Origin of the sequence: Methylobacterium sp. FF17, assembly GCF_025813715.1 — a bacterium.
GTDB lineage: Bacteria > Pseudomonadota > Alphaproteobacteria > Rhizobiales > Beijerinckiaceae > Methylobacterium > Methylobacterium flocculans.
In genome coordinates, this window is the sequence record NZ_CP107532.1 from 4,696,693 (window position 1) to 4,714,324 (window position 17,632).

Genomic DNA, 17,632 nt, shown 5'->3' on the forward strand with positions numbered 1-17,632 from the left:
GAGGCCGAGCCGCCGCGCCACCGGATCGCGCGCGATCGCTGCGGATACCGGCCCGAGGAGCGGCCCAACTCAGCGGCGCTCGTAGAGCAGGCGGGCCCGGATCGTGCCGTCGAGCGCCCGGATCTCCTCCAGCAGCGTCTCGGCATCGGCATCGGTCACGTCGGTCTCCACCACCACGTAACCGACCTCGCCGTCCGTCTGGTAGAACTGCGCGGCGATGTTCACCCCGCGCCGCGCGAAGGCCTCGTTGAGGCGGCCCAGCATGCCCGGGATGTTGCGCTGGACGTGGATGAGGCGGGTGCCGGTGGGACGCGCGGGCAGCTGCACCTGCGGGAAGTTCACGGTGCCCACCGTGGAGCCGATGTCGGAGTAATCCACGAGCTTGCGCGCCACCTCGGAGCCGATGCGCTCCTGCGCCTCCTCGGTGGAGCCGCCGATATGCGGCGTCAGGATCACGTTCGGCAGGCCCTGGAGCGGGCTGACGAAGCGCTCCTGGTTGGAGCCGGGCTCCACCGGGAACACGTCGACGGCGGCGCCCCGCAGGTGGCCGTCGCGCAGCGCGGATGCCAGGGCGTCGAGGTCCACCACGGTGCCGCGCGCGTTGTTGATGAGGAAGGCGCCGGGCTTCATCGCCCGGATCTCGGCCTGCCCGATCATGTTGTGGGTCTCGGGCGTCTCCGGCACGTGCAGCGAGACCACGTCGCTCTGGGCGAGCAGGGCCTCCAGGGTGTCGGTGGGCTCGGTGTTGCCGTGGCGCAGCTTGTCGGTCTGGTCGTAATAGACCACCCGCATGCCCATCGCCTCGGCCAGCGTCGAGAGCTGCGAGCCGATATTGCCGTAGCCGACGATGCCCAGCGTCTTGCCGCGCACCTCCTGCGAGCCCGTGGCCGACTTGTCCCATTCGCCCGCATGCGCGCCCACCGAGCGCGGCACGATCCGGCGCAGCAGCATCACGATCTCGCCGATGACGAGTTCGGCCACCGAGCGGGTGTTCGAGTAGGGCGCGTTGAAGACCGGGATGCCGCGGTGCCGCGCGGCCTCGAGGTCGACCTGGTTGGTGCCCACCGAGAAGCAGCCCACCGCGAGCAGGCGCTCGCCGGCCGCCAGGGCGGCCGCGTCGAGCTGCGTGCGCGAGCGGATGCCGAGGATGTGCGTGCCCTTGAGCGCCTCGTGCAGGGCCTCGCGGTCCAGGGCCTTGGCCACCCGCACGACGTTGGTGTAGCCGGCGGCCGCGAAGAGGTCGGCGGCGCTGTCGTTGATGCCTTCGAGCAGCAGGACGCGGATCTTGTCCTTCGGGAAGGAGAGTCGTTCGGCCATGGATGTCTTCTTCTTGAATGGCGCGTACTTGGATGGCGCGCCCCTGGGGGCGACAGGGGCGCCGGGCCCGTCACGGACCGCGCGGCCGGGCATGGCGCGCCCCCGAATGGGGGGTGTGAGAGGCCAGTTCGCCGGAACGGTCAAGGCCCGGCCTTGAGCATCGGCGGGGTTTGTCAGGCCGCCCCCTTGACCCCGGCCGCCGGCCCCGAAATGCCGGGCCCAGCTTTGCCCCGGGTCCCCGACCCCGCCCCGAGCCCCGAGCACGAGGACCATTCCGATGAGCCAGACCACCGCGCGGGCCGACCTTCTCGGCCGGCTGGACTCCCGCCTCGGCCGGGGCGGCCTGCTCACGGCGGAGGCGGATCTCGCCCCCTACGCGGTGGATTGGCGCCGCCTGTTCCCGGGCCGGCCGCTGGCGGTGGCGCGCCCGGCCTCCACCGCCGAGGTCTCCGCTGTGCTGGCGGCCTGCCACGCGGCCGGAGTCGCGGTGGTGCCCCAGGGCGGACATACCGGCCTTGCGGGGGGCGCAACCCCCGACGCCTCCGGGGGCCAGGTCGTGCTGTCGCTCGCCCGCATGAATGCGATCCGCCGGGTCGACCCCCTCGGCCTGACCCTGGAGGCCGAGGCCGGCTGCATCCTCAAGGTGGCCCAGGACGCGGCGGAGGCGGAAGGCCGCCTCCTGCCCGTCAGCCTCGCGGCGGAGGGCTCGGCCATGCTCGGCGGCATCATCGCCACCAACGCGGGCGGCATCAACGTCCTGCGCTACGGCATGACCCGCAACCTCGTCCTCGGGCTCGAGGTGGTGCTGGCCGACGGCACCGTCGTCGACGGCCTGCGGGCCCTGCGCAAGGACAATGCGGGCTACGACTGGAAGCAGCTCTTCATCGGCAGCGAGGGGACGCTGGGCGTCGTCACCGCCGCCATCCTGCGCCTCGTGCCGCGCCCGCGCCACACCGCCACGGCGCTCCTCGCGGTGCCCGACCCGGACGCGGCCCTGCGCCTCCTGAAGGCGGCGCAGGACGCCCTCGGCGACACCATCCAGGCCTTCGAGCTGATCGCGGGCGCGTCCCTCGCCCTGGTGGCCGAGCATGCGGGGCTCGCCAGTCCCATCGGCGCGGCGGACTGGACCGTGCTGATGGAGGCGGGCTCGAGCCTCGACGGCCTGCGCGAGGCGGTGGAGACGCTGCTCGGCGAGGTCCTGGAGCGAGGCGACGCCGTGGACGGCGTGCTCGCCGAGTCGGGCCAGCAGGCGGCGGCCCTCTGGGCGCTGCGCGAGCACATCACCGAGGCCGAGGCCCGCGCGGGCAAGAGCGTCAAGCACGACGTCTCCGTGCCGATCCCGGCGATCCCCGGCTTCCTGGCGGCGGCGGACGAGGCCCTCGCCGCCGGCGCGCCCGGCACCCGGCCCAACACCTTCGGCCACATGGGCGACGGCAACATCCACTACAACGTGCTGATCGGGCCCGAGCACGACCCGGAGGCCATCAACCGCCTCGTCCACGACGCGGTGGCGCGCTTCGGCGGCAGCATCTCGGCCGAGCACGGCATCGGCCAGTACCGGGTCGACGAACTCGTGCGCCACCGCCGGCCGGAGGAGATGGCGCTGGCCCGCCGCATCAAGCACGCCCTCGACCCGCAGGGCCTGCTCAACCCCGGCAAGGTTCTGCGCCCGGGAGCCTGATCGGACCCCCGAGACTGTCGAAATCCGAGCCGGCGTCCTATCTCCGGGGTGACACGCGACACGACGGCAGGAAGGACGCTGGCATGGCCTCGCCCGGAGACTGGAAGATCCCCGCATCCGCGCAGCCCCGGGCCGCCGATTACGGCTACGACCTCGAGGCGGCGCTCACCGCCATCGTGGCGCTCTCGACGCGGGTGCCCCCCGAAGCCTTCACCGCCGAGACCCTCGGCACGGAGCGGGCGGGCAACGGCGTCGTGATCGGCGAGGACGGGCTCGTGCTGACCATCGGCTACCTCGTGACGGAGGCGGATTCCGTCTGGCTCACGACCCATGACGGGCGCTCGGTGCCCGGCCACGTGGTCGGGTTCGACGCGGTGACGGGGTTCGGCCTCGTCCAGGCCCTCGGCGACCTCAAGGTGAAGCCGCTGAAGCTCGGGCGCTCGGGGCCCGTGCGCATCGGCGACCGGGCCGTGATGGCGGGGGTCGGCGGCCGGGCGCGCAGCCTCGCCGTGGAGATCGTCGCCCGCCAGGAATTCGCCGGCTACTGGGAATACGTCCTCGACGAGGCCCTGTTCACCGCCCCCTCGCACCCGCACTGGGGCGGGGCCGCGCTGATCGGCCCGGACGGGTCGCTCCTCGGCATCGGCTCCCTGCAGCTTCAGCAGGGCGGCCCGGAGGGCCCGAAGACCATCAACATGATCGTGCCGATCGACCTGCTGCCGCCGATCCTCGAGGACCTGACCACGCGCGGCCGGGTCGACCGGCCCGTGCGCCCCTGGCTCGGCCTCTATGCCAGCGACGGCGAGGAGGCCGTGGTGGTGATGGGCCTGGCCGATGACGGCCCCGCCGAGGCGGCGGACCTGCGCCCGGGCGACGTCATCGTGGCGGTGGCGGGCGAGCCGGTGGCGGATCTCGCCGGGTTCTTCCGGCAGGTCTGGGCGCTCGGCGAGGCCGGGGTGCGGGTGCCGCTGACCATCCAGCGCGACGGCAAGCCGCTCAAGCTCTCCCTGACCTCCTCCGACCGCGAGCGCTTCCTCGTCGGGCCACCTCTCCATTGACCGCCCTCCATTGATCGAAGGACCGGCCGGGTTTATTTCAGGGCGATGACGGACAGTCCCATCCACATCGTCGGCGGCGGCCTCGCCGGGTCGGAAGCCGCCTGGCAGGTCGCCGAGGCCGGCCATTCCGTGATCCTCCACGAGATGCGCCCGGTGCGCGGCACGGAGGCGCATCACGGCGGCGATTTCGCCGAGCTCGTCTGCTCGAACTCGTTCCGGTCGGACGACGCCAACGGCAACGCCGTCGGGCTGCTGCACCAGGAGATGCGCACCCTGGGTTCGCTGATCCTGCGCGCGGCCGACGCGCATCAGGTCCCAGCCGGCGGGGCGCTGGCGGTCGACCGCGAGGGCTTCGCCAAGGCCGTCACCGCCGCGATCGAGGCGCATCCGCGCATCGCGATCGCGCGGGAGGAGGTCGAGGGCCTGCCCCCCGAGGCCTGGGGCTCCACCATCATCGCGACGGGGCCGCTGACCGCCCCGTCCCTGGCGCAGGCCATCCGGGCGCTGACGGGGGCGGATGCCCTCGCCTTCTTCGACGCGATCGCGCCGATCGTGCACCGCGATTCCATCGACATGGGCAAGGCCTGGTTCCAGTCGCGCTACGACAAGGTCGGGCCCGGCGGCACGGGGGCCGACTACATCAACTGCCCGATGAACCGGGAGCAGTACGACGCCTTCATCCAGGCGCTGATCGGCGGCGACAAGATCGGCTTCAAGGAGTGGGAGGCCTCGACCCCCTACTTCGACGGTTGCCTGCCCATCGAGGTCATGGCCGAGCGCGGCCCCGAGACCCTGCGCCACGGACCCATGAAGCCGGTGGGCCTGACCAACCCGCACGACCCCACCGTGAAGGCCTGCGCCATCGTGCAGCTGCGCCAGGACAACGCGCTCGGCACCCTCTACAACATGGTCGGATTCCAGACGAAGCTGACCTATTCCGAGCAGGTCCGGGTGTTCCGCACCATTCCCGGCCTCGAGAACGCCGAGTTCGCGCGGCTCGGCGGCCTGCACCGCAACACCTACCTCGACAGCCCCCGCCTCCTCGACGCGACCCTGCGGCTGAAGGCGCGGCCCAGCTTGCGCTTCGCCGGCCAGATCACCGGCTGCGAGGGCTATGTCGAGAGCGCCGCCATCGGCCTGATGGCCGGCCGCTTCGCCGTGGCGGAAGCGCGCGGGGAGACGCTGGCGCCGCTCCCGGCCACCACGGCGCTGGGCGCGCTGATCGGCCACATCACCGGCGGCCACATCGCGGCCGAGGATGCCGGTGCGCCGCGCTCGTTCCAGCCGATGAACGTGAATTTCGGCCTGTTCCCGCCCCTCGACCATGCCGTGAAGGGCGAGGGCGGCCGGCGCCTGAAGGGCCCCGAGAAGGCGGTCGCCAAGAAGAAGGCCCTGACCGACCGGGCGCGGGCCGATCTCGCGGGCTGGATGGGGATCGGCCCGGCGCAGATCGCGGCGGAGTAGCGGGGGCCTGCGTCCGCTTGTGGGTGCCGGCCTCGTGATGGGCCGGCCCCAGCCGGGGCCTGGAACGTCATGGGTCTTTCGGGGGAATGCCTCCGACGCGAAAGCGTCCATTCCCGCTCCCTGTCCGTTCCGTCTGCGGACACGAGGCGCAACGACGGGCGCGTGCAACGCTCAGTCGCGGGTGGAAGGTCGAGACGCGACGGCGGCGATTGGCAGGGTGAGCGTGATGGGATTCAATCCTCGCTCCGCATGAAACGAATGGCCGTATGGCCATCTTTGCGGAAACCGGCCTGTCCCTGCACCGGCCGGACCATGCAAGCAGCTCCGAAGGTTGCGATCGAGAGGGCGTTGCAGCGTGTCGCGAGCAATTTCACAGGCGCGTTGAACCGCCTCGCGATGTATCTTCGATTCCGGCCCTCAGCCACGACGTGACGCCCACGGGAGCCGAAATAGCCGAGCCGCTTCAATCAACCGTTGGGTCGCGGTCAGCCCGGCTCGTACGTGAAGATCCGCCGGCCTGGCCGGTGGCCCTCGTCGCCGGTGTCACGGAACCCGACCTTCTTGAGCAGCCCCACCGAGGCTGCGTTCTCGGGGCGGCACTCGGCGACGATGAAGCGGTGGGGGAAGCGCTGGCGCAGCAGGCCGAGGGCGGCCGAGACCGCTTCGCTGCCGTAGCCCTGCCCGCGCGCGGCGCCGCCGACCCAGTAGCCCACCTCCACCGCCTGGTCTCCGCGCAGGTGCAGGCCGAGGATGGCCACGAGGGTGCCGTCGGGGCGCTTGGCCCCGAGGAAGCAGTCCTTCGTCACCTTGGCCGGGCCGATGAGCTGGCGCGCGTTCGCCAACGTGAAGGGATCGGGCAGGAAGTCCACCGCCCCGGTGATCGCCGGATCGTCGGTGAGCGCCCGCACGGCCTCGGCATCCGCCGGCTCCAGCCGGTTCAGACGCAGGCGCGCGGTCTCGACGGGGGGCAGCTTGGCGAGGGTGTAGCGCGAGGCGAGATTGAACATGGCCCCGCGAGCCTACCATATCCGCGCCGCGGGATCCGTGTGCGATGGCGGGTTCAGGCGAACCGCTTGGCGCCCGCCACGCAGAGGACGACCAGCCCGGTCACCGCCAGCATGGAGGGGGCGACGGGCTCGCCGAGGAGCCAGCCCGCGAGCGCCAGCCCCAGGAACGGCTGCAGCAATTGCAGCTGGCCCACGCCCGCGATGCCGCCCAGCGCCAGTCCGCGATACCAGAACACGAAGCCGACCAGCATGCTGAACACCGAGACGTAGGCGAGGCCAGCCCAGGCCGGCCAGCCGATGCGGCCCCCGGTCTCGGGCCGGATTCCCGGCCAAGTCTCGGGCCACGTCTCGGGCCAGGTCTCGGGCCAGGTCTCGGGCCAGGTCTCGGGCCAGGTCTCGGGCCAGGTCTCGGGCCAGGTCTCGGGCCAGGTCTCGGGCCAGCTCGCCAGGGCCATGACGGCCATCACCGGCAGGGCCAGGAGGAGCGACCAGGAGATGACCTGCCAGCCTCCGAGACGGCGCGACAGCACCGCCCCCTCGGCATAGCCGAGGCCGCAGAGCAGGATGGCCGCCGTCATCAGGAGATCGCCCGCGACGGAGCCGCCCCCGCCCTGCACGAGGGCGAACCCCGCCACGGCGGCCGCGCCCACGAGGGAGAACAGCCAGAAGGCGGGCCTCGGGCGCTCGCCCCCGCGCAGGACGCCGAACAGCGCGGTGGCGAGGGGCAGGATCCCGACGAACACCACCGAATGCGCGGCGGTGACGTGCTGCAGCGCCAGGGCGGTGAGCAGCGGAAAGCCCAGCACCACGCCGAGCGCCACCAGGGCCAGGGCGCCGAGGTCGTCGCGCCCCGGCCGGGGCTGGCGCAGGAGCGCCAGCAGGGCGGCGCCGAGCACGGCGGCGATCACCGCCCGGGCGGCCGTGAGGAAGAGCGGCGCGAACCCCGTCACCGCCACCCGCGTGGCCGGCAGCGAGGCGCTGAAGATGAGGACGCCCACGAGGCCGCTGCCCCACCCCGCCGTTCCGCTCCGCATGATCCGCCTCCCGATGCTCCCGGCCCCCCCGATAGCGCCGCGGAGCGGCGCCGCGACAGCGACAGAGCCCGAAGGATCCGGATGAACTGTCCGGCGCACGGACCGGACACCGGGTCGGGAACCCCGAGCCGGAAGACTTGGAGCGGAAGACGTGGACACGAAAAGGCCCGCCCCGGTGGTGCCGGGGCGGGCCGATGTCGTCAGCCTGTCGATCAGGCGGCCCTTACGGGTGGATGACCATCGCGGTGAACGGGTAGACGTAGGCCTGTAGCATCACGAGCACGCCGACGAGGCAGGCGAGCACGATGGAGTGCCAGAACACGAAGCGCAGGATCTTGCTCTCCTGGCCGAAATAGCCGGTGGCGGTGGAGGCGACGACGATCGACTGGGCGTCGATCATCTTGCCCATCACGCCGCCCGACGAGTTCGCCGAGGCCATGAGGATGCCCGAGAGGCCGAGCTGCTCCGAGGTGATCTTCTGGAGTCCGCCGAAGAGCACGTTCGAGGCCGTGTCCGATCCCGTCAGCGCGACGCCGAGCCAGCCGAGCAGGGTGCCGAAGAACGGATAGAGGATGCCGGTTCCGGCAAACGCCAGGCCGAGGGTGGCATCGACGCCCGCGTAGCGGGTGAGCACGCCGAGCGCCAGCATCGCCGCGATGGTGATGAGCGAGTAGCGCAGCACCCAGATCGTCTCGAGATAGGCCGTCACCAGCCGCCACGGCGAGAACCGCATGATCAGGCCGGAGAGGAGCGCCGCCAAGAGCACGCCGGTGCCGGTGTAGGACATGTAGGTGAAGGCGAAGACGGCGGCTTCCGGATGGGCGGTCGCCACCACCGGCGGCACCTTCATGATGACGTTGTGCAGGCCCGGCACCTCGTAGCGCCAGGTGAAGATCGGGTTGACGATGGCCTTGAACCAGCCCGTGCCCCAGATCGCCACGATCACCGAGAGGATGATCCACGGCACCCAGGCCATCAGGATCTCGCGGCTCGAGGCGGTGCGGGCACCGGCGGGGGTGGGCATCGCGCCGCCCTTGGCGGTGACGTAGCCGAGCGACGGGTCGTTGCCGCGCAGAGCCGGCGAGGTCCAGATCGTGGCCGGGCGCCAGTACTTCAGGAACAGCACCAGGGCGCCCATGGAGACGAGGGCGGCGCCGATGTCGACGATCCACGGGTTGACGTAGTTCGAGATGCCGAACTGGGCGAGTGCGAACGAACCGCCGCAGACGAGGATGGCGGGCCAGATCTGGAGCATGCCGCGAAAGCCGGCGAACACCCAGATGAGCCAGAACGGCACCAGCACGGAGAAGAACGGCAGCTGCCGGCCGATCATCGCGCCGAGGATGTAGGGGTCGTAGCCCGTCACCGAGGCGAGGCCCTGGATGGGCGCGCCGAGCGCTCCGTAGGCCACCGGCGCGGTGTTGGCGATGAGCGAGAGGCCGGAGGCGGCGAGCGGCGAGAAGCCGAGGCCGATCAGGATGGCGCCCGTCACCGCCACCGGGGTGCCGAAGCCGCCCGCGCCCTCGAAGAAGGCGCCGAAGGCGAAGGCCACGAGCAGGAGCTGGAGCCGCCGGTCCGTGGTGATGCCCGCCACCGATTGCTGCAGCGTGGCGAACCAGCCCTTCTCCACCGTCAGGCGGTAGAGGAAGATGACGTTGAGGATGATCCAACCGATGGGGAACAGGCCGAGCGCGATGCCGTAGCCGGAGGCGCGCAGGGCGAGATCACCCGGCATGCCGAACAGGAAGACGGCGACGCAGAAGGCCAACACCAGGGAGAGTACGGCGGCGATATGGGCCTGCACCTTGCCGCTCGCGATCATGCCAAGCAGGGCGATGACCGGCAGCGAGGCCGCCAGGGTAGAGAGCCAGGCATTCCCGAACGGGTCGTAGACCTGATTCCAAGTGGTGATTGTATTCACGGGCGCCGTACTCCTCCGGGTCGAGCCCGATCTCACGCCGGGCCTTGTTGCGTTGCTAGCAGAGCCGTAAGGGCGGCTCAACGCGGTTAATCATGTATTCAGAGGGTGTTGCAGGGCGGCCTCCGCTCCACGGGCGGTGCGCCGGGCCGAAGTCCCTTGCGTGATCGGCGCACAGGGCCGGAACATGACTCCCTGCGACCCGTTCCCTGCCGGACGATCCTTCTGACCTCTCCGGAGTACAACCCTATGTTCATGCGCGTCGACCAACTCCAAGCCGAGCTTCCCGCGCCGAAGCGCAAAGATCCCAATGCCGCCGCGGCCCTGCAGGAACTGCTCGGCGGCAAGTATGGCGAGATGTCGACGCTGGGGAACTACATGTTCCAGAGCTTCAACTTCCGTAGCAAGTCTAAGCTGCGCCCGTTTTATAGCCTGGTGGCCGCGATCACGGCCGAGGAACTCGGCCATGTCGAGCTCGTCAGCAACGGCGTCGCGATGCTCAACAACGGCCCCGACAACGACGGCGACACCCAGGATGGCGGCGACATCTCGGGCGCGCCCTTCGAGGACATGAAGGACATTCGCCTCGCGGCGGCCTTCCTGTCCAACGGCGGCGGCGTGACCCCGGTCAATTCCAACGGCGCTTCCTGGAACAACGATTTCATCACCACCACCGGCAACGTGGTGGTCGATCTGCTGCACAACTTCCATCTCGAATGCGGCGCGCGCCTGCATAAGCTTCGCGTCTACGAGACCCTGACCGATCCGACCGGCCGCGAAGTCTGTGGCTACCTGCTCGTGCGCGGTTCCGTCCACGCCCACGCCTACGCCCTGGCGCTCAAGAAGATCACCGGCGTGGAGATCGAGAAGTTCCTGCCGACCCCGAACATCAACCTCGACAAGATCCCGGAGTGCCAGAAATACCTGCAGGAGGGCTCGCACCGCCGGCTCTACACCTTCAGCCCGAGCGACTACAAAGAGATGGCCGGGATCTGGGGCAACGGCGAGGTGGCGCTTCCGGGCGACCCGCCGGGCGAGCTCACCGTGGTCGAGGGCATGCCCGACGGCGGCAAGATCCACCAGCTCACCGGCGTCCCCTCCGCCTTCACCCCGGACTACGCCCCGGAGGAGATGTTCGAGATCGCCGCGAAGCTGACGAAGAAGGCCCGCTGAGGCGCTCGTCTCCGGCCTGATTCAGGGGCGGCTCCTTCGGGGGCCGCCTTTTCGTTTGCGTGCGGGCCGGCGTTCGATCCGGCTGGCGTGGTCAACTCCCACGCCGGCCCGCACCACTGCCCGCGTCACTGCGCCGGCGAAGTCCGCGCGGTGAGCTTGTTTCCATCCGGGTCGCGAAGATACGCGACGAAGGCCCCGTTCGGACGCTCCGCGGGCGGGCTCTCGATCGCCATGCCCCCATGCGCGGTGCCGGCCTCATGCCACGCCAGAACGTGATCGCGGCTGGTCGCGGCGAGACCGATGGTCCCGCCGTTGGCGGCGGTCGCCGGCTGGCCGTCGATGGGTGTCGTGATCATCAGCCGACCGCCCGCGTAGGCGTAGATCAGCCGGCCCCTGGCATCCATCTCGCCGGGCTCGCCGCCCAGCGCGACGAACGTGGCATCGTAGAAGCGCCGGGCCTGCTCCAGGTCGTTGCTGCCGATCATGACGTGGGTGAACATGGTGTCTCTCCGCAACAGGGGCAGCACGTGACCGCCGCGCACGGCAGCCCTTTTGAGGTGCGCCGTTCGGAAGCCCCGGCGCGCGTCGGCACGTCCGGTCCCCTAGAACGCGCCCCGCGACGCCCGCCACAGGCGCCAGAGCCGGCGCCAGCGCGGCATCTCGACGACGGTGTTCAGCGGGTCGTAGCCCGGCCGCTCCATCGCGGCGAGGTAGGGCTCCACCAGCGCCACGGGCAGGAAGGCGGGGCGCGCGGCCGGCGCGATGGTGGCGCGGGCCGCCTCGTAGGCCTTGAGGTGGCGGCGGGCGAGCGCCCGCAGGTCGGCGGTCGCGCCGAGCAGGCCCGGCCCGCCGCGCCCGGTGACGATGTCCTCGCGGGTGACGCCGTAGGATTTCAGGATGTCGGCCGGCAGGTAGACCTGGCCCGCGCGGGCGTGCCAGGGCAGCGCCCGCAGGAGGCCGGTGACGCCGTAGGCGACGCCGGCATGGCCGGCCGCCGCCGCGCCCCCGGGCTCGACCCCGTCGCAGAGGACGAGGGCGCCGAGGCGGATCAGCGCCGAGACGGTCTCGCCGCAATAGCCTTCGAGGTCGTTCACCCGGGGCATCGGGTCCTCGTAGAGGTCGAAGACGCGGGCATCGATGAGGTCGACGAAGGGCTGGCGCCCGAGCTTGCGCGCCACGATGGCGTCGTCCAGCGCGGCGGCCACGGGGTTGGCCTTCACGTCGCCCCGCGCCTCGCCCTGGAGGGCGTCGCGCCACCATTGCAGGCGGATCTCGCCGGCCATCGGGTTCGAGGCCGCCTCGCGGACCCGCGCGATGGTGAGGCTGAAGGCGATGAGTGCGAAGAGGTGGGGCCGGGCGCTCGCGGGGGCGAACAGGGTGGCGAAGTAGCGGTCGGGGTCGCCCTCCCGCACCAGGGCCTCGCAATGCTGGAAGGCGAAGGCGAGGCTGCCCTCGGTCCGACCGGTCCGGGTCTCGGATTCCGTCATGTCCAGGATTCCCTCAAGACCCGTGACTCCGTCATGCGACCGCGATCAGGGCGGCGGCGACCTTGCGGTTCTCCGCCATGAGGATGTTGTAGGTGCGCGCCGCCGCGCCCGTCTGCATCACGTCGAGGCCGATGCCGCCCTCCTTGAGCCAGCGCCGGAGGGCATCGGGGAAAGGCGCGATCTCGAGCCCGGTTCCGACGAGGAGGAGTTCCACCGCCCCCGCCTCGGCGAGGACGGGGCGCAACGCCGCGCGGTCGATGCCGCGCGGCTCGGTGACGTCCCAGGCCCGGACGCCGGACGGCGTCACCAGGATCGAGCCGCGATGCGACATCTCGGCGAAGCGGAAGCCGCCGTTGCCGTAGGCGTCGATGAGGTGGCGCCCGGGAACGAAGCCGTCATGCAGGCTGCCGGTGGACGCCATGGCTCCCTACTCCGCCGCCTGGGGCACGCGCCCGCCGGTGGGGCGCGCCTGCGCCTTCACGCCGGAGAGCATCAGGCCGAGATAGATCAGCACCGGGGTCGAGACGAAGATCGCCGAGTAGGTGCAGATCACGACGCCGGCCAGCATCACGATGGCGAAGCCCTTGATCGCCTCGCCGCCGAACAGCACCAGGGCCAGCAGCGACAGGAAGGCGGAGGTCGCCGTCATCACCGTACGCGACATGGTGGAGTTGATCGACAGGTTGAGGAGTTCGACGGTGGGAATCGTCTTGTAGCGCCGCATGAGCTCGCGGGTCCGGTCGAACACCACCACGGTCTCGTTGAGGGAGTAGCCCACGATGGTAAGGATCGCGGCGATCGAGGTCATGTTGAACTCGATGCGGGTGATGACGAAGACGCCGAGCGTCAGCACGATGTCGTGGAGCGTGCCCACGATGGCGCCGAGCGCCAGCTCCCGCTCGAAGCGGAACCACAGGTAGAACAGCACCGCGAGCACCGAGAGCACGACGCCGATGGTGCCGGACTGCACGAGTTCGCCCGAGACGCGGGGGCCGACCGTCTCGGTGCGGCGGAACTCGTAATCGGCGTCGAAGGCGGCGTGCGCCTTCTGCATCACCGCCGTCTGGCCCTGCTCGCCCGGCTGCAGGGGGAAGCGCACGAGGATGGTGCCCTCGCCGCCGAGTTCCTGCACTTCGGTCTCGCCGAAGCCGAAGGCGTTCGCCGTATGGCGCACGGCCCCGACATCCGCCGTCTTCGACTTCGCCTGGAGCTCCACCAGGGTGCCGCCCTTGAAGTCGATGCCGAAGTTCAGCCCGACGGTGAGGAACAGCACCACGGTCGCCACCGACATGAAGGCCGAGAGCGGAAAGGTGAAGCGCCGGAAGCGCATGAAGTCGACGTGCGACTCGTCGGGCCAGAGGCGGAGCAGGCGCATGATCGGTCTCGAAACTCTCCTCCGCGACGCCGGCCGCGAGGGCCGGTCGTCCGGAATGACGGCAGGGCCGGCGACTAGAACGGCAGGGCTTTGGGCCGGGCCATGTTGTACCACAGGGCGATCATCATGCGGGTCAGCGTCACGGCGGTGATGACCGTCGTGAGGATGCCGAGGATGAACACCACGGCGAAGCCCTTCACGGGCCCCGAGCCGAGGAAGAACAGGATCAGGGCGGCGATCGCCATGGTCGAGTTCGAGTCGATGATGGTGGCGAAGGCCTTGTCGAAGCCCGCCTGGAGCGAGGAGACGATGGAGCGGCCCGCCCGCACCTCCTCGCGCACGCGCTCGTAGATCAGCACGTTGGAATCCACCGCCGTGCCGATGGTGAGCGCGATGCCGGCGATGCCCGGCAGGGTCATGGTCGCCTCCAGCACCGACATCAGGCCGAGGATGAGGCCCACATGGACGATGAGGGCGATGTTGGCGAAGAAGCCGAACACCCCGTAGGTGGCGAACATGAAGACGACGACGAGGGCGCCGGCCACCAGGGTCGCCATCTTGCCCGCCTCGATGGAGTCGCGGCCGAGGCCCGGACCGACGACGCGGCGCTCGACCACCGTGAACTTCGCCGGCAGCGCGCCGGCGCGCAGCAGCACCGAGAGGTCGTTGGCCTGGGCCACGGTGAAGTTGCCGGTGATCTGGCCGGAGCCGCCGGTGATCGGCGTGTTGATGCGGGGCGCCGAGACCACCTCGTTGTCGAGGACGATCGCCATGCGGCGGCCGACATTCTCCGAGGTCGCCTGGCCGAAGCGCTGGGCGCCCTTCAGGTTGAACTTGAAGCTGACCATCGGCTCCTGGGTCTGATGGTCGAAGGCCGGCTGGGCGTCGGTGAGGTCGCCGCCATCGGCCATGATCCGGCGCTCGACGGGCACGCGGGCGCCCTTCTCGTCGCGGGACGGCAGGAGGTCGACGTCGCCGGAGGGCGAATCCGCCAGCATGCGGAACTCGAGCTTGGCGGTGGAGCCGAGCAGCTTCTCCAGGCGCTCCGGGTTCTGCTCGCCCGGCACCTGGATCAGGATGCGGTCGGCGCCCTGCTGCTGAATCGAGGGCTCGGTGGTGCCGGTGGAATCGAGGCGGCGGCGGATGACCTCGATGCCCTGGCTCACGGCCCGGCGGGTGCGCTCGGTGATGCCCGCATCCGTCAGCGTCATGCGCACGAGCCCGTCGGGCTGCTCGGCGATGTCGAGGGTGCGCCCGCCGCCCTGGCCGACGAGGGGATTGGCGATGGGCTGGGCGAGTTCGCGCAGCTTCGGCAGCAGCTTGGCGCGGGCGGCCGCGTCCGTCACCCGGACCTGGACGCCGCGCTGGAGCAGCTGGATGCCGCCTTCGGCCCGCACGCTCTCCTGCTGGAGGATGCGGCGGACGTCGTCGCGCAGGCCCTTGGCCTGCGAGGCCACGAGCTCGCCCTGGTCGACCTCGAGCAGGAGCTGCGAGCCGCCCTGGAGGTCGAGGCCGAGCACGATGGCACGCTGCGGCACGATCCAGCTCGGGAACCAGCCCGGCAGGGAGGCCATGAAGCCCTTGCGCTGCTCGGCCGAGAAGAAGCTCGGCACGGCGAGGCTGAGGCCGATCAGGATGACGGCCAGCGTCGTGACGATCTTGGTTCTCGAAAAGCGCAGCATCCGCCGGGTCCGTCCCTTGAAGTCGGTCTTGTCGTTATGCGGCCGGTGCGGACACCGGCCTCTTCGCGCGCGCCGTTCAGGCGGCCTTGACCGGGGCGCCCTTGACGCGGACCTCGGAGATCATGGTGCGCACGACCTTGACGCGGACGTTGGGCGCGATCTCGACCTCGACCTCGGAGGCCTCGTCGGCGACCTTGGTGACGCGGCCGACGATGCCGCCGGTGGTGACGACGGTGTCGTCGCGGCGCAGGTTCTTGACCATGTTCTGATGCTCCTTCACGCGGCGCTGCTGCGGGCGGAGGATCAGGAAGTACATGATGACGAAGATGAGGACGAACGGCACCACCTGCAAGGCGATGTCCGCTCCGCCAGCGGCCGAGGTGGCCCCTTGCGCGAAGGCGGGGGTGATCAACGGGTGACTCCTCAAGGATGCGGCCCGCGCCGCCAGACCCTCGGTCGAGGGGGCGTCCGGGCTTGCCAAAAAGCGCGCGGACTATAGCCACGGGCAGGTCGAAAGCAACGCCGCCCGGGTGGGGCGAATGGGCCGCCCGTCCGGATTTCGCCGGCCGCGAGGCGATTTACCGGGTTCATGCCGGCCGCCCGGGGCCGTAAAGGACGGCACGCTCCGTTGTCCCCGCGTTCGAGGATCCGCCCATGACCGCCACGCCCGCCGACCCGGCCGCCCTCGCGGCGTTCCTGCCCGTGCTGGAGCGGATCGCCGCCGCCCTGGAGCGCGCCGCCCCCGCACCGCGCCCGCCCGTGGACCTCACCGCGGCGGATGCCTTCCTGTGGGGGCCGGAGCGCCGGCTGATCCCGGTGGCCCGCGTCAACCGGGTGGCGATCGGGCTCCTGACCGGCATCGACCGGGCCCGCGACACCCTGGTGGAGAACACCCAGCGCTTCGCCGCCGGCCTGCCCGCCAACAACGCCCTGCTCTGGGGCGCGCGCGGCATGGGCAAGTCGTCGCTGGTCAAGGCGGCGCATGCCGAGATCAACGCGGCCCGCCCCGCGGGCACCCTCCCCCTCAAGCTCGTGGAGATCCACCGCGAGGACATCGAGGCCCTGCCCGACCTGATGGCGACGCTGCGGAGCGACGCCCATCGCTGGATCGTCTTCTGCGACGACCTCTCCTTCGACGGGGACGACACCTCGTACAAGTCCCTGAAGACGGCGCTCGACGGCGGCATCGAGGGGCGCCCCGAGAACGTGCTGTTCTACGCCACCTCGAACCGGCGCCACCTGCTGGCCCGCGACATGGTGGAGAACGAGCGCTCCACGGCGATCAACCCGGGCGAGGCGGTGGAGGAGAAGGTCTCGCTGTCCGACCGCTTCGGCCTCTGGCTCGGCTTCCACAAGTGCAGCCAGGACGAGTACCTGGCGATGATCCGCGCCTACGTTGAGCGCCACGGTCTCAGGGCCGAGCCCGACCGAGTGCGGGCCGAGGCGCTGGAATGGGCCACCACCCGCGGCTCGCGCTCGGGCCGCACCGCCTTCCAGTTCATCCAGGATTTGGCCGGACGCCTGGGGCAGCGCCTGGAGGCGTGAAGGGGCGTCGTTGGACGTGGCTCCTGCGGCACCGCCCCCTCACCCCCGGCTGCCGCCTTGCCACGCCGACGACAGGGTCGTCGCAGCCCTCTCCCCGCAAGCGGGGCGTGGGAATGCACACGCCGCTGGGCGATCAGGGCGAAATGGCTGGGACCGGCATCGGCATGGCTCAACACGAAAAAGGGGCAGAGGACGATGTCCCCTGCCCCCGCGAGCGCGACCCGGATTCAGGCCGTGCCGAACCTCCGAAAAAGATCAGTCCTTGAGGTCGGCCGGGACCTTGCCGCCGTTCTCTTCCAGCTTCTTGATGACCTGCTTGTGCAGCCAGACGTTCATTGAGGCCGAGTCGTCCTTGTCACCGGTGTAGTGAAGCTCGTCGGCGAGCTGCTTGCGGGCGGTGAGGCTCGAATCGAGGTCGAGGAGCTTCATCAGGTCGACGATGGAGGTGCGCCAGTTCAGGGACTGCGCGTTCTTCGCCGCCATGCCGTTCAGCACCGCCTCGACATCGACGGGACCGCCCGCCGGGGTACCGGTACCGGTCGAGGCGGGAGCGTCCGAACCACCGGCCGAGGGCTGGGCCGGGGCATCGGCCGGCTTGGCCTGCGCGTCTCCGCCGCCGAAGGGATGGAGGATCTTGCTGACGATGCTGCCGAGGAGGCTCATAACAGGTGTTCCCTCAATCTCACGTCGGCGGCCGGTGCCGCGACGGGGTGACAACGGAACTTACCCCACCCTGTTCCCGTGAGCGGGCAGATGGTTCGGATCGCCTCATCCTGCGCTGTACGGTCCCAAGGGCCTGGAGGCGGAGAACAATCGTCTCCCGCTTCTCCGAACAGGAGACGAAAACGCCAAAGATCTCGGAGGTATCACGCGGGCGAGAGTGCATTCTTG

The 17,632-nt window shown here is 70.6% G+C and carries 16 protein-coding genes; 5 read left to right on the forward strand and 11 right to left on the reverse strand.

Annotated elements, in window-relative coordinates; genetic code table 11:
- Positions 1-69: 69 nt before the first annotated feature.
- Entirely contained in the window at positions 70-1,317 is a 1,248-nt protein-coding gene (gene serA, locus OF380_RS22505) for a phosphoglycerate dehydrogenase (RefSeq protein WP_264047775.1), read from the reverse strand.
- 277 nt (positions 1,318-1,594) lie between these two features.
- Here serA and OF380_RS22510 point away from each other — a divergent pair, with 277 nt between their 5' ends.
- The 3 genes from OF380_RS22510 to trmFO all read left to right on the forward strand — a co-directional run bounded on the left by OF380_RS22510 (position 1,595) and on the right by trmFO (position 5,520).
- Complete coding sequence (locus tag OF380_RS22510) at positions 1,595-2,998, forward strand: FAD-binding oxidoreductase (protein WP_264047777.1); 1,404 nt, start codon at positions 1,595-1,597, stop codon at positions 2,996-2,998.
- Positions 2,999-3,081: 83 nt separating this feature from the next.
- Positions 3,082-4,056 carry a S1C family serine protease gene (locus OF380_RS22515; protein ID WP_264047779.1) on the forward strand — a complete coding sequence of 325 codons (975 nt, stop codon included), beginning with the start codon at positions 3,082-3,084 and terminating at the stop codon, positions 4,054-4,056.
- Positions 4,057-4,101: 45 nt separating this feature from the next.
- A complete protein-coding gene (gene trmFO, locus OF380_RS22520) occupies positions 4,102-5,520 on the forward strand; it encodes a methylenetetrahydrofolate--tRNA-(uracil(54)-C(5))-methyltransferase (FADH(2)-oxidizing) TrmFO (protein ID WP_264047780.1) in 1,419 nt (472 codons plus the stop codon).
- 485 nt (positions 5,521-6,005) lie between these two features.
- Here the strand turns inward: trmFO and OF380_RS22525 are convergent, their stop codons facing one another.
- The 3 genes from OF380_RS22525 to OF380_RS22535 all read right to left on the reverse strand — a co-directional run bounded on the left by OF380_RS22525 (position 6,006) and on the right by OF380_RS22535 (position 9,473).
- Positions 6,006-6,527 carry a GNAT family N-acetyltransferase gene (locus OF380_RS22525; protein WP_264047781.1) on the reverse strand — a complete coding sequence of 174 codons (522 nt, stop codon included), beginning with the start codon at positions 6,525-6,527 and terminating at the stop codon, positions 6,006-6,008.
- 53 nt (positions 6,528-6,580) lie between these two features.
- Entirely contained in the window at positions 6,581-7,561 is a 981-nt protein-coding gene (locus tag OF380_RS22530; protein WP_264047783.1) for a DMT family transporter, read from the reverse strand.
- A 223-nt stretch (positions 7,562-7,784) separates the two neighbouring features.
- Entirely contained in the window at positions 7,785-9,473 is a 1,689-nt protein-coding gene (locus OF380_RS22535; RefSeq protein ID WP_264051447.1) for an L-lactate permease, read from the reverse strand.
- 255 nt (positions 9,474-9,728) lie between these two features.
- Between OF380_RS22535 and OF380_RS22540 the strand changes: the two genes are divergently transcribed.
- Positions 9,729-10,652, forward strand: a complete 924-nt coding sequence (locus OF380_RS22540; protein WP_264047785.1) for a manganese catalase family protein — start codon at positions 9,729-9,731, stop codon at positions 10,650-10,652.
- 125 nt (positions 10,653-10,777) lie between these two features.
- Here the strand turns inward: OF380_RS22540 and OF380_RS22545 are convergent, their stop codons facing one another.
- The 6 genes from OF380_RS22545 to yajC all read right to left on the reverse strand — a co-directional run bounded on the left by OF380_RS22545 (position 10,778) and on the right by yajC (position 15,608).
- The gene (locus tag OF380_RS22545) at positions 10,778-11,152 is read right to left on the reverse strand and encodes a VOC family protein (protein ID WP_264047787.1); all 375 of its coding nucleotides are present in this window, start codon (positions 11,150-11,152) and stop codon (positions 10,778-10,780) included.
- Between the two features lie 102 nt (positions 11,153-11,254).
- Positions 11,255-12,139 (reverse strand): phytoene/squalene synthase family protein, encoded by an 885-nt coding sequence (locus OF380_RS22550; protein ID WP_264047789.1) that lies wholly within the window; start codon positions 12,137-12,139, stop codon positions 11,255-11,257.
- Positions 12,140-12,170: 31 nt separating this feature from the next.
- Positions 12,171-12,560 (reverse strand): Mth938-like domain-containing protein, encoded by a 390-nt coding sequence (locus OF380_RS22555; RefSeq protein WP_264047791.1) that lies wholly within the window; start codon positions 12,558-12,560, stop codon positions 12,171-12,173.
- A 6-nt stretch (positions 12,561-12,566) separates the two neighbouring features.
- Positions 12,567-13,514: a protein translocase subunit SecF gene (gene secF, locus OF380_RS22560; protein WP_264047793.1), complete on the reverse strand. Its 948-nt coding sequence runs from the start codon at positions 13,512-13,514 to the stop codon at positions 12,567-12,569.
- A gap of 74 nt (positions 13,515-13,588) precedes the next feature.
- Positions 13,589-15,196, reverse strand: a complete 1,608-nt coding sequence (gene secD, locus OF380_RS22565) for a protein translocase subunit SecD (protein WP_264047795.1) — start codon at positions 15,194-15,196, stop codon at positions 13,589-13,591.
- A 76-nt stretch (positions 15,197-15,272) separates the two neighbouring features.
- Positions 15,273-15,608, reverse strand: coding sequence for a preprotein translocase subunit YajC (yajC, locus tag OF380_RS22570; protein ID WP_264047797.1), 336 nt, complete (start codon positions 15,606-15,608; stop codon positions 15,273-15,275).
- A 242-nt stretch (positions 15,609-15,850) separates the two neighbouring features.
- On the opposite strand from yajC, the gene OF380_RS22575 reads away from it, so the two are divergent.
- Positions 15,851-16,741, forward strand: a complete 891-nt coding sequence (locus OF380_RS22575; RefSeq protein ID WP_264047798.1) for an ATP-binding protein — start codon at positions 15,851-15,853, stop codon at positions 16,739-16,741.
- Positions 16,742-16,996: 255 nt separating this feature from the next.
- Here the strand turns inward: OF380_RS22575 and OF380_RS22580 are convergent, their stop codons facing one another.
- Positions 16,997-17,404: a DUF3597 domain-containing protein gene (locus tag OF380_RS22580; RefSeq protein WP_264047800.1), complete on the reverse strand. Its 408-nt coding sequence runs from the start codon at positions 17,402-17,404 to the stop codon at positions 16,997-16,999.
- Positions 17,405-17,632: the final 228 nt, after the last annotated feature.

What these genes read in the sequence shown, in the direction of transcription:
- serA (WP_264047775.1), bottom strand. Translation starts at nt 1,317, where the DNA reads ATGGCCGAACGACTCTCCTTCCCGAAGGACAAGATCCGCGTCCTGCTG.
- OF380_RS22510 (WP_264047777.1), top strand. Translation starts at nt 1,595, where the DNA reads ATGAGCCAGACCACCGCGCGGGCCGACCTTCTCGGCCGGCTGGACTCC.
- OF380_RS22515 (WP_264047779.1), top strand. Translation starts at nt 3,082, where the DNA reads ATGGCCTCGCCCGGAGACTGGAAGATCCCCGCATCCGCGCAGCCCCGG.
- trmFO (WP_264047780.1), top strand. Translation starts at nt 4,102, where the DNA reads ATGACGGACAGTCCCATCCACATCGTCGGCGGCGGCCTCGCCGGGTCG.
- OF380_RS22525 (WP_264047781.1), bottom strand. Translation starts at nt 6,527, where the DNA reads ATGTTCAATCTCGCCTCGCGCTACACCCTCGCCAAGCTGCCCCCCGTC.
- OF380_RS22530 (WP_264047783.1), bottom strand. Translation starts at nt 7,561, where the DNA reads ATGCGGAGCGGAACGGCGGGGTGGGGCAGCGGCCTCGTGGGCGTCCTC.
- OF380_RS22540 (WP_264047785.1), top strand. Translation starts at nt 9,729, where the DNA reads ATGTTCATGCGCGTCGACCAACTCCAAGCCGAGCTTCCCGCGCCGAAG.
- OF380_RS22545 (WP_264047787.1), bottom strand. Translation starts at nt 11,152, where the DNA reads ATGTTCACCCACGTCATGATCGGCAGCAACGACCTGGAGCAGGCCCGG.
- OF380_RS22550 (WP_264047789.1), bottom strand. Translation starts at nt 12,139, where the DNA reads ATGACGGAATCCGAGACCCGGACCGGTCGGACCGAGGGCAGCCTCGCC.
- OF380_RS22555 (WP_264047791.1), bottom strand. Translation starts at nt 12,560, where the DNA reads ATGGCGTCCACCGGCAGCCTGCATGACGGCTTCGTTCCCGGGCGCCAC.
- secF (WP_264047793.1), bottom strand. Translation starts at nt 13,514, where the DNA reads ATGCGCCTGCTCCGCCTCTGGCCCGACGAGTCGCACGTCGACTTCATG.
- secD (WP_264047795.1), bottom strand. Translation starts at nt 15,196, where the DNA reads ATGCTGCGCTTTTCGAGAACCAAGATCGTCACGACGCTGGCCGTCATC.
- OF380_RS22575 (WP_264047798.1), top strand. Translation starts at nt 15,851, where the DNA reads ATGACCGCCACGCCCGCCGACCCGGCCGCCCTCGCGGCGTTCCTGCCC.
- OF380_RS22580 (WP_264047800.1), bottom strand. Translation starts at nt 17,404, where the DNA reads ATGAGCCTCCTCGGCAGCATCGTCAGCAAGATCCTCCATCCCTTCGGC.